We start from the raw sequence: 12469 nt of genomic DNA on the forward strand, positions 1-12469 counted from the left end.
CTGCAAGTGATTAAGACATTCCTGCTGTTTTTTTCTTTTTCGCCGCTTTTTCACGTTCGTTTTTGTTCAGGATTTTCTTTCTTAAACGGATGGATTCCGGTGTTACTTCACAGTATTCATCATCGTTCAAGTACTCGAGTGATTCTTCAAGCGACATAATGCGCGCTTTCTTAATCGTAGTCGTTTGATCCTTCGTTGCGGAACGGACGTTTGTCTGCTGTTTCATTTTGCTGACATTGACGACAAGGTCATTGTCACGGTTATGTTCGCCGACAATCATGCCTTCATATACTTCTGTGCCCGGCTCAACGAAGATCACGCCGCGGTCTTCAATACCTTGAATTCCGTAAGATGTCGCTTTTCCATTTTCCATGGAAACGAGCACACCCTGACGGCGGCCTCCGACTTGGCCTTTTTGCATCGGCTGATAGCTGTCAAACGTGTGGTTCAGGATACCGAAACCGCGTGTCAGTGACAGAAACTCAGTAGAATAGCCGATGAGCCCGCGTGAAGGTACGGTAAAGATCAGGCGGACCTGGCCGTTTCCGTTATTAATCATATCGAGCATTTCGCCTTTTCTCGCACCCATTGATTCCATAACAGAACCGGTATGCTCTTCAGGCACGTCAATCTGCACGCGCTCAACAGGCTCGCAGCTTACACCGTCGATTTCCTTAATGATAACTTCAGGTTTAGACACTTGAAGCTCATAACCTTCGCGGCGCATGTTTTCAATTAAAATAGACAGGTGAAGCTCACCGCGTCCTGAAACAACCCATGCGTCAGGCGATGCCGTCGGTTCGACACGAAGACTGACGTCTGTTTGAAGCTGTGCGTTCAGACGCTCTTCAATTTTACGGGCTGTGACATATTTGCCTTCACGGCCTGCAAACGGGCTGTTGTTTACGACAAATGTCATTTGAAGCGTAGGCTCATCAATACGCAGAACCGGCAGCGGCTCATGGTGGTCAGCCGGACAAACCGTTTCACCGACGTTGATGTCTTCCATACCGGAAACGGCAACGAGGTCTCCCGCTCTCGCTTCTTCAATTTCCACGCGTTTCAATCCTTGGAAACCGAAGATTTTCGTTACACGGAATGATTTGACCGTTCCGTCAAGTTTCATCAATGAAACCTGCTGGCCGACTTTCATCGTGCCGCGGAAAACGCGTCCGATACCGATACGGCCGACATAGTCATTGTAATCAAGAAGCGCCACTTGGAATTGAAGAGGCTCTTCGGCGTTATCAACCGGCGCAGGGACATGTTCAAGAATCGTTTCATACAGTGATTCCATGTTTTCGTCCTGCTTTTTCGGATCAAGACTTGCCGTTCCGTTAATCGCAGAAGCGTAGACGACAGGGAACTCAAGCTGTTCTTCGTTTGCATCCAGCTCGATGAACAGATCAAGCACTTCATCGATAACTTCTTCCGGGCGGGCGAAATCACGGTCGATTTTGTTTACGACGACAACCGGATTTAAGTTCTGCTCAAGGGCTTTCTTCAGAACGAAACGGGTTTGCGGCATGCAGCCTTCATATGCGTCAACGACTAACAGAACGCCGTCAACCATTTTCATAATCCGTTCAACCTCTCCGCCGAAGTCGGCGTGTCCCGGAGTGTCCAAAATATTAATGCGTGTATCTTTATAGTTAATCGCAGTATTTTTCGCGAGAATTGTAATACCGCGTTCACGTTCAAGATCGTTTGAATCCATTGCGCGTTCGGCAATATTTTCGTTGGCACGGAAGGTTCCGGCTTGGTGAAGCAATTGGTCTACCAAAGTCGTTTTCCCATGGTCAACGTGGGCAATAATCGCGATATTGCGAAGATCGTTTCGAAGTTTCACATTTTCATCTCCTAAAAAAATTAGATAACTTTCATATTATACCACACATCCTCTTTAAAAGCGTCACGTTTTTCTGTAAACTGAAAGTATGACGTTAAAGGGGATGGAAATATGAAAAAATTGAATTGGCTCTTATTATTATTTGCATTCGCAGCAGTCTTCAGCATGATGCTGATCGGCGTATCAATCGCTGAGAAAAGCGCATGGGGTGTCATCGGAAGCATTGTTCTCGTTATCGCCATGATGGGAAGCGGTTTCACTGTAAAGAAAAAAATGCGCGAACAGGGACTGCTTGATTAAAAGCATGACCCTTTGCAAAATTCCGTAAACATGAAAAGCACAATATTGTATGAAGCCTGAATGAAACATTCAGGCTTTTTTGCATCCTCAAAACCGGTGGGATGTAAGGCTTATCTCCCCCGCCGCCTAGTCAAGAAGCCGGAAACAGCAGTATGCATCCTAGTGACAACAGCAGAGTCCCTCAGAAAAGGCAGCCGGAATTAGTCCGGTATTGTTATGAAGAAAATACCAAACTTCCTATTTCAATTCCATCACTGGATTTTTATACTTGTGGCTGTAAGCAAATACACATGACAAGGAGAGAACAAAATGAAAACATCTTTTTTGAAGAAAACCGCTGTAACTGCCGCTGCAACTGCTTCAGCCGCCTTGCTTGCATTCAGTCCGCTTGAGTCTGCCGGTGCAAAAACAATTCAGGCAAATGAATCGCCTGTCTTGCAGGCTTTTGCCGAGAAAACACCGGAAGATGCGGCAAAGCTTTTAGACATCATCAGCCAATCCATTTACGAAAAAGACGGCGTCTATTATTTTGACGGTGAAAAAGCGGTTGAATTGGGATTAGATAAAGAAGCCGCACAGACCATTCAAAAGCTGTGGGACAGCTCAACGGAATTTTTAACCGTCCTTTCCCAATGTATCGAGAAAACGGACGGCGAATATACATTTAATAAAGAAAAAGCAGTGGAGCTCGGCTTTACGGAAAAAGAAGCTCTTATCGTTGATCAGCTGTTCACCGCTTTCTCCCAGAGTCTTCATATTCTTCAATCTGCTCTGGTTGAAGAAGACGGCGTGTATACGTTTGATCAGGAGCTTGCTGAAAAAGCAGGTGCAGGTAAAAAAGAAGCGAAGCTGTGTGCTGAATTCTTTAATTCACTGCCGCAGGAATTACTTGAAAGCATTTATACAGCCTTTCACCCGGCTGAGTAAACGAAAAAAACGCCCGGTCATTCAGCCGGGCGTTTTTTTAATTCAGCAGTTTAAGCGCAAGCATGATGAGAAATACAGCTCCGAACATACAGGCGGCATTTGTCAGCAGCCTCCCGTAATATCTTTCCTGAAACCGCCTCTCCTCGTCTTCATAACCGTCCGGCGCCTTCATCTCAGCTTCGCCAAAGTCAAGCGGCTCCTTCATCATATGATATACCCTTTTGCACTCACCGCATGTATCAAGATGGCGGAAAATATACCGCTCTGTTTCTGTTTCACAATCGCCTTCAATATATAAAGGGAGTAAATCTCTCACTAAACAGCAAGTCATATGTGTCCGTCCTTCCTTTTTTCCGCCAAGTGCTGTTTCAGCTGCATTCTCGCCCTGTATAAGGTGCTCTTCACCTTCGGCAGGCTCCAACCCAAAATATCAGCAATCTCTTCGTATGACAGCTCTTGAAATTCCCTTAAAATTAAAACGGTCTGCTGATCATTTTTCAGACGCTGAATCTGCCCGGCCAGCGCGTTCTTTGTGTCTGTCCGGTCAACGTAATGCTCCGGCAGTTCATATGTTGTTTGCTGAAGCCCTTCATTCAAGGTGATATCTGAAAATTGGTATTTTCTGTCCCGTCTGTACCAATTGATGAAGGTATGGTGGGCAATTGCATAGAGCCACGTGCGGATAGACGAGTGCCCCTTAAATGACTCAAGCCCGTTAAATGCTTTCATAAATGTATCCTGAGCGAGATCTTTAGCGGTCTCAGCGTGATGTGTGCGTCTGTAAAGGTAATACATAATATCTTGATAATGTTCACGGTACAACTGTTCAATTGACACCTTGTTTTTCATTTAAAAATAAAACCACACTGTCATCCAGATTGAGAGCACAATGAAGAAACCATACAGTCCATACGTCAGGCATTTCATATATTTAATTTGGCGGATGTCGCCCGGCGGCGGCTTCATATCATGTTCATTCTGTCTTTTTCTGTTTTCCGCCTCTGCTCCAAATTCAGGTTCATGTTCTTTCATCCATTGAAGCGTACCGCCTTCAAGTTCCCCTTCCTTATACAGGTCGTATAAATCGAAGAAGACAGCCTTTCTTTCTTTATTGTTCATAAAGGTTCACCGCCTCGTAAGTATCCGCGTTTACTACATATGCGTCATGGCGGTTTGAACCGAACGGCTGAATAATAACGAGCCATGCGTTATATGTTACGCCGTCTTTCACCGCTTTGACAGGCTTCACCCGCTTTTTATAAATGATGCCGTTATATGCCCCCGCCACTCTTTTGAAGGCTGTTTCCCCGTCTCTGTATGTATGCGGGAATGTTTTGGCGCTTACCTGTCCGCAGGATGAGGCCTCTATCATGCCTTCTTCATTTCGGAGCGTAAAAACGGATGTTCCTTCAAGGTTTTCAAAAACGAGACCGTCTTCCGATTTGTCAATTTGCTTAAGCTTTGAAGTATCCGCGCCCAGCAATGTAAAAAGCCTCTTCTGAAGTTCTTTTTTTGTCAAAACGGTGCTGCCTGATGAGATTCTGATTTTCACAAGGCGCCCGGATTCGGCATCAAATACCAGCTCCGCCCCGTTATTCGCTGTTACGGTCACACTGCTGCCGATCAGGCTGTTGATATCTGTATTTGTGATTTCAAATGTCTGACCAGGCATTTGCAGCGTATGAAAGACGGCTTTTGATGCTTTCATTATGTCTTTTTCCTTCATGTGCACCTGCGGCAGCGACTGAAGCTGATAAATAGACGGGTCTTCTGAAAAACCCATGATCGTTTCTTTTTCCCAGTAAAATACAGCACCCGTTTGTTCGTGATGCTTCCCTTGTCTTTTCGGCGCGATCTCCACGACAAACTGTCCGTCTTCTTTTCTCACTGTTGTCTGAATGCCTTGTGTTTTTAGTTTTCGGCCGTGTACCGACAAGAAATCCAGCGACTTTTTCCGGTACTCTTCTTCTGTTAATGTCCGGCCTTCCGGTTTTTTAAGATATTGATAATTTGTAATCATTCGGGAAACCTCGTCCACTTCCGCTTCATAATCTTCCGTTTTAAAGCGGTAAAAGTAATGGAGATCCTGATTGGTTTCTGTCAAATAAATCGGATTCTCAGCGGGAAAAAATGACGTAAGGATCCGTTCCGCCTGGTCTGAAGTAATATGTTCGCCCACATAATCAACAGAATCTTCAGCTATCGGTTTTGAAACCGCAAATGCGGCATCTCCTGCGTTGTACACCGGATTCAAAAAGACAATAAAACCAGCGGCCGCGGCCGCCGCAAGAAAGCTTTTCGTCCGCCGTCTGATCCTGTCTGACCGATGAAATAAATGGTGGGTCATCAGAAAACCCGCCATTGTTAAATACACCGTAAACGGGAGAAGCCTGCCGTAATCTTTTGATACCCCGGCCGAGGACGGAGAGAGCACCCACACCAATAGCCCGATGACCGCTGCATAAAACACGCCGATAAAAACCGGCCTCGGTTTCCAATACATTTTAAAAAATAAAACATTCATAGAAATCAGAAGGAGTAAAACAACCGCAACGGAACACAGCGAGGAGACGATATCCTCTGCAGCCATCGTGTCACGATTGCTGTTCCAGAAAGCAAAAAAACTGAAGATCAGCTGAATGACGGGCAGTGTCACCACAGTGAGATCAAACGTATAAAACATGCCCTTTCCCCTCTGCTCCTGCGGCATCAGCATATAGTGAAACGCGGTGAGCAGCACATATCCGTACATTAAGAGATGAACGATCGGAAGAAGCTCTCTTTCTTCCGTTGTCAAATAGTGCGCGCTAAAGTGAGTGCTCTGCACCTGATGAACCAATTCAATCGTTATGCCAGCCAATAATACGGCCCGAAGCATGATCCCGCCATAAAACCAAACTCTTTCAGAGCTGATTTTCGGATGGAAAGTCAGCCCGTATAAAACAGCAAGGCAGACGGACGACCACTGGATGATCAACACACTCTGTCTGCTCAAAATGAAATATCTGTCGAAATGCTGAATAAAATGACTGAAAATCTCTGACATCTGTAACAATCCTTTACGTTTATTAAGGCCTCACCCGTTTAGACAACCGGCATTAAAAAAAGTTTTAAAGATCCTAACATTTTTCCCCTATCATTTTTCCCGTCTTCATCTGTCATTTTTTTCAGAAGAAATCGCGTCATTCGACTCATGTCTATTCCGACACGTGCCTCTCGGCTTATCCCCTGACACCGCCTCCCAGGAGCCTGTACGGGACGATTCTATCAATTCAGCTGCGGAGTCTAGTTTTATATTGCAGAATGAGAGATTGCTGGTTTATTATAACAATATAAGTTTTCATTATTTTCAAAAAGGGGGATTTATTGTGGGTTTAGGTAAGAAATTGTCTGTTGCTGTCGCCGCTTCTTTTATAGGTTTAACGATCAGTCTGCCGGGTGTTCAGGCCGCTGAGAATCCTCAGCTTAAAGAAAACATGACAAATTTTGTGCCGAAGCATTCTTTGGTGCAATCTGAATTGCCTTCTGTCAGTGACAAAGCAATCAAGCAATATTTGAAACAAAACGGCAAAGTCTTTAAAGGCAATCCTTCTGAAAGGCTGAAGCTGATTGACCAAACAACCGATGATCTCGGCTATAAACACTTCCGTTATGTGCCTGTCGTGAACGGTGTGCCTGTGAAAGACTCTCAAGTCATTATTCACGTTGATAAATCCAACAACGTCTATGCGATTAACGGTGAATTAAACAACGATGCTTCTGCCAAAACGGCAAACAGCAAAAAATTATCTGCAAATCAGGCGCTGGACCATGCTTTTAAAGCAATCGGCAAATCACCTGAAGCCGTTTCTAACGGAAACGTCGCAAACAAAAATAAAGCCGAGCTCAAAGCAGCAGCTACAAAAGACGGAAAATACCGCCTCGCCTATGATGTAACGATCCGCTATATCGAACCGGAACCTGCAAACTGGGAAGTAACCGTTGATGCAGAAACTGGGAAAATCCTGAAAAAGCAAAACAAAGTGGAACATGCGGCTGCAACCGGAACAGGTACGACTCTTAAAGGAAAAACGGTCTCATTAAATATTTCTTCTGAAAGCGGCAAATATGTGCTGCGCGATCTTTCTAAACCTACCGGAACACAAATTATTACGTACGATCTGCAAAACCGCGAGTATAACCTGCCGGGCACACTCGTATCCAGCACCACAAACCAGTTTACAACTTCTTCTCAGCGCGCTGCCGTTGATGCGCATTACAACCTCGGCAAAGTGTATGATTATTTCTATCAGAAGTTTAAACGCAACAGCTACGACAATAGAGGCGGCAAGATCGTATCCTCCGTTCATTACGGCAGCAGATACAATAACGCAGCCTGGATCGGCGACCAAATGATTTACGGAGACGGTGACGGTTCATTCTTCTCGCCTCTTTCCGGTTCAATGGACGTAACGGCCCATGAAATGACACATGGCGTTACACAGGAAACAGCCAACCTGAACTATGAAAATCAGCCGGGCGCTTTAAATGAATCCTTCTCTGATGTATTCGGGTACTTCAACGATACTGAGGACTGGGATATCGGTGAAGATATTACGGTCAGCCAGCCGGCTCTCCGCAGCTTATCAAATCCGACAAAATACGGACAGCCTGACAACTACAAAAATTACAAAAACCTTCCGAACACTGATGCCGGCGACTACGGCGGTGTGCATACAAACAGCGGAATTCCGAACAAAGCCGCTTACAATACGATTACAAAAATCGGCGTGAACAAAGCGGAGCAGATTTACTATCGCGCCCTGACGGTATACCTCACTCCGTCATCAACCTTTAAAGATGCAAAAGCAGCTTTGATTCAATCAGCACGGGACCTTTACGGCTCTCAGGATGCTGCAAGCGTAGAAGCGGCCTGGAATTCAGTCGGCTTGTAAATAAGAAAAGAGACCGGATATCCGGTCTCTTTTTTATATCTGATATATTTCACAATGGCTTCACCATGATCATATATGTCTTTTCCCGATCGTCTTTTTCAAGCTTCAGCTGTTCAAAACCGCATTGGCTTAAAAACAGCACCCATTCCTGCCTGTCCAGGGGAACGGCTGCAAACATCGCTTTATGCTCCGCTCTCAGCCGGCCGGCAATCTCTTCAATGACCGCCCGTCCGATTCCTTTCTCTTTTGCCTCTGGGGCGACGGCCACAGTCCCGAGCCACGGTTTTCCGTTTGAAGGCGCCCATTCTAAGTGAAAGCTGACGGCGGCAGGAGCGCCGTCAAGCTCCCATACGAGCCACGTTCCATTGTACATGGAGTATGCAAGCATAAACTCCGCCGCATTTTTTGTTCCGAATTCTTCGGCTCTCCACACCGGGTGTGCCGCCGCCAGCTGCTCCAGAAATTCCAGATCTTCTTCTTCAAACTCCCTATCTGTCAGCATGTAAATAGTCGTCAAAGATGATTTTATGTATCGCCGGATTTCCCGCAAGCACGCTGTGGTTATCTAAAAACGTAAACGGTTCGCCGTCTGTTGTCGTGTAAATGCCGCCGACTTCGTTCAGCAGCACGCAGCCGGCAGCGTAATCCCACGGCGCGAGCCTCATTGTGATGTATGCGTCAATGCGGCCGGCCGCAACACTGGCCAGCTCAAGTGCCGCCGAGCCGTAGGAACGCGTTCCTCTTACCCGTTTTACGAGCGGCGCCAAAATACTCGGGTCGATTCTTCTGTTTTCCGTCACCCATGTGGCATTGATTGCAATAATCGATTCTTCAATAGAAACCTCTTTTAAAGGAGCAAGCGGCGTGTCGTTCAGATATGCCCCTTTTCCGCTGAATGCATGATACAGCTCGTCCTGCATCACATCATAAATTAAGCCGATTTTGCCTTTTCCGTCTTCAAAAATACCGATGGAGATTGCGAAATGCCGCTTTTGATGGACAAAATTCATCGTCCCGTCAATCGGATCAATGATCCAAACGATTCCGTCCAGGGAGCGGAGCTTATCTCCCTGCCCTTCTTCGCCGAGGATGCGGTGTCCGGGAAAAGTTCCCTGTATACGGTCAATGAAAAAGCGTTCCGTCTCTTTATCCATATTTGTGACTAAATCATTCGGATTTGATTTTGTTTCAATCGTCAAGCTTTCCTGCATGGATTGTCTGATTCTCGTTCCGGCTTCTTTTACCCATTGTTTTGCGATATCATCAATTTCCGTCCAATTTGTCATACCGTGTACCTCTTTTCTATGTATAGCTTACTCTATAGCATACTGATAAAAACAATTAAAAAGCAAGGAAAATGAAAAAAATGCCTTCTCACGTAAAAACGAACCATTTCCTGCGGTTCGTTTTTACTATTCTTTATCCGTTAAGACGAATCCATTCTTTTCTGAGACGTTCCAGTTTTCTTTTACTGAGATCGATTTGATCTTCATTCTCTTTTTGCATGGCCTCATAAAGGGTTGCCAATTCATAATCAACCTCTAGTCTCCAGACAGCTACACGGTTATTTTTTTCCTCCCTGAATCCTTCCTTCACCACTTGCCTCATTGTCTTTCGCCCCTTCCAGAGATCATTTGTTAAAAAAGCATCCCATTTTCCAATTCATTATTAATGATACTTCTTATATCCTATGGAAACTTATATTCGGCTGTAACAACATTCTTAAAATTGTGTGTTTACCTATTCATTTTTTACCACCACTCCTCTCCGCTCAAACGTTCTCAATGTTTTTGCGGCCGGCAGGGGCTGTGGTAAAATATGAATACTTACGATAAGGAGGAAAAAGATGACTCAGATGCGTTTTACAAAAGAAGACTTTGACACATTTACAATAGAAGGATTAGATCCGCGCATGGAGGTGTTAAAAGAACAAGTGCGTCCGAAGCTGACTCTTTTAGGAGAACATTTCGCACCGACATTGTCGGCATTGACCGGAGATGAAATGTTCCCTCATGTCGCCAAGCACGCGAGAAGATCTGTCAACCCGCCGGCTGACAGCTGGGTTGCCTTTGCAAACAGCAAACGCGGCTATAAGAAGCTCCCCCACTTCCAGATCGGACTATGGGATACCCATATGTTTGTATGGTTTGCCATCATTTATGAGTCTCCGATAAAAGAGGAATACGGCAGATTGCTGGAAGCGAAGCAGGAGGAAATCACAAAACAGATTCCCGGTCATTTTGTATGGTCGCCGGATCATACGAAGCCAGGTGCGTACAAGCAGTCCGACATGGATCAGGAGCAGCTGAAAACATTATTTGAACGTCTGCAGACCGTAAAAAAAGCAGAGCTTTTATGCGGCATTCAGCTGCAAAAAGAAGACGTGATCAACATGAACAACAATGAATTCCTGCAAACCATTGAAGATACTTTTAAGAAGCTTTCCTTTTTATACACACTGACTCAGAAAGTCTCATAACATAAAAAAGCGGGCCGGTTTCCGGCTCGCTTTGTTTACATTTTGATAACCGCTTGATCTGATTGTTTCGCCTCTTTCACAGTCCGATACGGGGAATAGCTGCTGTCCGCTTCAAATTGGCTGCAGATTTTCTTTTCCTCCGCCTTTCCGGGAACGATTTCTTTAAAGCGGCGGTACGCATCCAGAAGCCTGTTGCGGTCAGTTCCTTTTTCATAGGCGTTTTCCACCTGCTGAAAAAACGCAATGACATCCACGGCCTCCTCTGTCGTCCAGTCTTCATTCATCGGATATTGATATTCCAAATGTCTTCACTCCTTTATAATCATGCTCAAAATAAGCATCTTCCATAGATCATAAATTGTTCTTTACTTTCTTTCAAGTTCATAATATAATTCATTTGTTTTACGTTTAAAAAACGGGTAATCATACTGAATGTAATACAAACTAATCCGTAGGTATTATGATAAAGGTGGGAAAACAATTGCCGCAACATGAAACACCCCTGTACAGCGGACTGAAAAAGCACGCGGACAGACAGCCTGTCCAATTCCACATTCCGGGCCATAAAAAAGGCGCGGGAATGGATCCGGAATTCAGACAATTTATCGGAGAAAACGCGTTAAGCATAGATTTAATTAATATTGAACCTTTGGATGATTTACATGCGCCAAAGGGCATCATTAAAGAAGCGCAGGACCTGGCCGCAGAAGCATTCGGCGCAGACCACACCTTCTTTTCCGTACAAGGGACGAGCGGCGCCATTATGACGATGGTCATGGCCGTATGCGGACCCGGAGATAAAATCATCATCCCAAGAAACGTTCATAAATCCATTATGACGGCCATTGTATTTTCCGGAGCGGTGCCGATTTTTATACACCCGGAAATTGACGATGAGCTTGGGATTTCTCACGGCATTACGCTTGAGTCTGCCGAGCGGGCTTTGACTGAGCACCCTGACGCAAAAGGTCTGCTTGTCATCAATCCGACGTATTTCGGTGTGGCGGCTGATCTGAGCAGCATCGTCAAGCTCGCGCATTCTTTCAATGTGCCTGTTCTTGTCGATGAAGCGCACGGCGTGCATATTCATTTTCATGATAAGCTTCCTTTGTCCGCCATGCAGGCGGGCGCTGATATGGCAGCCACAAGTGTGCACAAATTAGGCGGCTCTCTGACGCAGAGTTCCATTTTAAATGTGAGAGAAGGCCTTGTGTCCAAAGAAAGAGTCCAGTCGATTTTAAGCATGCTGACGACAACATCAACATCCTATCTGCTTCTCGCTTCACTTGATGTCGCAAGAAAGCGGCTCGCTACAGAAGGCCGCGGCCTTCTTGAAGATACGATTCTGCTGGCGAATCAGACACGGGAACGCCTCAATCAAATTGAAGGCATTCGCTGTGTCGGCGAAGAAATCACAGGATCTAAAGCCGCCTTCAGTTATGATCCGACTAAATTAATCATTTCGGTCAAAAACCTCGGCCTGACCGGGCATGACATTGAAAAATGGCTGCGCGAATCATATAATATCGAAGTCGAGCTGTCCGATTTGTATAACATATTATGTATTTTCACTCCCGGAGACAGAGCAGGAGATGCCGACCGCCTCGTAAACGCGCTTACAGACATTTCAAAGCAGGCTGCTGCCAATGAATATGCTCATCAGCAAACGGAAGTTCTGCTTCCTGAAATTCCTCTGTTAGCGATGACGCCAAGAGACGCGTTTTATGCAAATACGGAAGTCATTCCGTTAAAAGAATCCGCGGGACAGATCATTGCAGAGTTTGTCATGGTGTATCCGCCGGGAATTCCGATCTTTATTCCGGGCGAAATCATTACTGAAGAAAACATCAGCTACATTTTCAAAAACCTGGACGCCGGCCTTCCCGTGCAGGGTCCGGAAGACGCGACGCTTGAAATGATCAGAGTCATCAAAGAACAAAAAGCCATCCAATAAAGATAAAGAAGCCCGAAACGAAATCG

14 protein-coding genes are annotated in these 12469 nt (G+C 45.5%); 5 read left to right on the forward strand and 9 right to left on the reverse strand.

Annotated features, from left to right (window positions below):
• Positions 1-10: 10 nt before the first annotated feature.
• On the reverse strand, positions 11-1849 hold the full coding sequence (gene typA / locus Y79_RS0102340; protein WP_016936244.1) for a translational GTPase TypA: 1839 nt from the start codon (positions 1847-1849) through the stop codon (positions 11-13).
• A gap of 111 nt (positions 1850-1960) precedes the next feature.
• Between typA and Y79_RS0102345 the strand changes: the two genes are divergently transcribed.
• Together Y79_RS0102345 and Y79_RS0102350 are read left to right on the forward strand one after the other, a co-directional pair.
• A complete protein-coding gene (locus Y79_RS0102345; RefSeq protein WP_016936245.1) occupies positions 1961-2149 on the forward strand; it encodes a YlaF family protein in 189 nt (62 codons plus the stop codon).
• 309 nt (positions 2150-2458) lie between these two features.
• Positions 2459-3076: a hypothetical protein gene (locus Y79_RS0102350; protein WP_016936246.1), complete on the forward strand. Its 618-nt coding sequence runs from the start codon at positions 2459-2461 to the stop codon at positions 3074-3076.
• 37 nt (positions 3077-3113) lie between these two features.
• On the opposite strand, the gene Y79_RS0102355 is transcribed toward Y79_RS0102350, so the two are convergent.
• From Y79_RS0102355 to Y79_RS0102370, 4 genes are read right to left on the reverse strand one after another with little or no spacing between them, the layout of a single operon-like run.
• Complete coding sequence (locus tag Y79_RS0102355; protein WP_016936247.1) at positions 3114-3407, reverse strand: zf-HC2 domain-containing protein; 294 nt, start codon at positions 3405-3407, stop codon at positions 3114-3116.
• On the reverse strand, positions 3404-3925 hold the full coding sequence (locus Y79_RS0102360) for a sigma-70 family RNA polymerase sigma factor (protein WP_016936248.1): 522 nt from the start codon (positions 3923-3925) through the stop codon (positions 3404-3406). Before Y79_RS0102360 ends, Y79_RS0102355 begins: the two co-directional genes overlap by 4 nt.
• Positions 3926-4195, reverse strand: coding sequence for a hypothetical protein (locus Y79_RS0102365; RefSeq protein WP_016936249.1), 270 nt, complete (start codon positions 4193-4195; stop codon positions 3926-3928). It abuts the gene before it with no gap.
• Positions 4185-6122, reverse strand: coding sequence for a hypothetical protein (locus Y79_RS0102370; RefSeq protein WP_016936250.1), 1938 nt, complete (start codon positions 6120-6122; stop codon positions 4185-4187). Before Y79_RS0102370 ends, Y79_RS0102365 begins: the two co-directional genes overlap by 11 nt.
• A 322-nt stretch (positions 6123-6444) precedes the next feature.
• On the opposite strand from Y79_RS0102370, the gene Y79_RS0102380 reads away from it, so the two are divergent.
• Positions 6445-8010, forward strand: coding sequence for a M4 family metallopeptidase (locus tag Y79_RS0102380; RefSeq protein ID WP_016936252.1), 1566 nt, complete (start codon positions 6445-6447; stop codon positions 8008-8010).
• A 49-nt stretch (positions 8011-8059) separates the two neighbouring features.
• Here Y79_RS0102380 and Y79_RS0102385 read toward each other — a convergent pair whose 3' ends face one another.
• The 3 genes from Y79_RS0102385 to Y79_RS0102395 form a co-directional block, all read right to left on the reverse strand.
• Positions 8060-8512 (reverse strand): GNAT family N-acetyltransferase, encoded by a 453-nt coding sequence (locus Y79_RS0102385; RefSeq protein WP_016936253.1) that lies wholly within the window; start codon positions 8510-8512, stop codon positions 8060-8062.
• The gene (suhB, locus tag Y79_RS0102390; RefSeq protein ID WP_016936254.1) at positions 8499-9296 is read right to left on the reverse strand and encodes an inositol-1-monophosphatase; all 798 of its coding nucleotides are present in this window, start codon (positions 9294-9296) and stop codon (positions 8499-8501) included. The genes Y79_RS0102385 and suhB overlap by 14 nt, the downstream gene beginning before the upstream one ends.
• Before the next feature lie 133 nt (positions 9297-9429).
• Positions 9430-9618 carry a hypothetical protein gene (locus Y79_RS0102395; protein WP_003154513.1) on the reverse strand — a complete coding sequence of 63 codons (189 nt, stop codon included), beginning with the start codon at positions 9616-9618 and terminating at the stop codon, positions 9430-9432.
• A gap of 238 nt (positions 9619-9856) precedes the next feature.
• On the opposite strand from Y79_RS0102395, the gene Y79_RS0102400 reads away from it, so the two are divergent.
• Entirely contained in the window at positions 9857-10489 is a 633-nt protein-coding gene (locus Y79_RS0102400; RefSeq protein ID WP_016936255.1) for a DUF1054 domain-containing protein, read from the forward strand.
• 35 nt (positions 10490-10524) lie between these two features.
• Here the strand turns inward: Y79_RS0102400 and Y79_RS0102405 are convergent, their stop codons facing one another.
• Positions 10525-10791, reverse strand: a complete 267-nt coding sequence (locus tag Y79_RS0102405; protein ID WP_016936256.1) for a UPF0223 family protein — start codon at positions 10789-10791, stop codon at positions 10525-10527.
• Between the two features lie 179 nt (positions 10792-10970).
• Between Y79_RS0102405 and Y79_RS0102410 the strand changes: the two genes are divergently transcribed.
• Entirely contained in the window at positions 10971-12443 is a 1473-nt protein-coding gene (locus Y79_RS0102410; protein WP_016936257.1) for an aminotransferase class I/II-fold pyridoxal phosphate-dependent enzyme, read from the forward strand.
• Positions 12444-12469: the final 26 nt, after the last annotated feature.

It is taken from the genome of Bacillus siamensis KCTC 13613, assembly GCF_000262045.1.
Taxonomy (GTDB): domain Bacteria; phylum Bacillota; class Bacilli; order Bacillales; family Bacillaceae; genus Bacillus; species Bacillus siamensis.

Excerpts from the sequence above, each read along its gene's own strand:
- Y79_RS0102345 (WP_016936245.1), top strand. The coding sequence starts at position 1,961 with ATGAAAAAATTGAATTGGCTCTTATTATTATTTGCATTCGCAGCAGTC.
- Y79_RS0102350 (WP_016936246.1), top strand. The coding sequence starts at position 2,459 with ATGAAAACATCTTTTTTGAAGAAAACCGCTGTAACTGCCGCTGCAACT.
- Y79_RS0102355 (WP_016936247.1), bottom strand. The coding sequence starts at position 3,407 with ATGACTTGCTGTTTAGTGAGAGATTTACTCCCTTTATATATTGAAGGC.
- Y79_RS0102360 (WP_016936248.1), bottom strand. The coding sequence starts at position 3,925 with ATGAAAAACAAGGTGTCAATTGAACAGTTGTACCGTGAACATTATCAA.
- Y79_RS0102365 (WP_016936249.1), bottom strand. The coding sequence starts at position 4,195 with ATGAACAATAAAGAAAGAAAGGCTGTCTTCTTCGATTTATACGACCTG.
- Y79_RS0102370 (WP_016936250.1), bottom strand. The coding sequence starts at position 6,122 with ATGTCAGAGATTTTCAGTCATTTTATTCAGCATTTCGACAGATATTTC.
- Y79_RS0102385 (WP_016936253.1), bottom strand. The coding sequence starts at position 8,512 with ATGCTGACAGATAGGGAGTTTGAAGAAGAAGATCTGGAATTTCTGGAG.
- suhB (WP_016936254.1), bottom strand. The coding sequence starts at position 9,296 with ATGACAAATTGGACGGAAATTGATGATATCGCAAAACAATGGGTAAAA.
- Y79_RS0102395 (WP_003154513.1), bottom strand. The coding sequence starts at position 9,618 with ATGAGGCAAGTGGTGAAGGAAGGATTCAGGGAGGAAAAAAATAACCGT.
- Y79_RS0102400 (WP_016936255.1), top strand. The coding sequence starts at position 9,857 with ATGACTCAGATGCGTTTTACAAAAGAAGACTTTGACACATTTACAATA.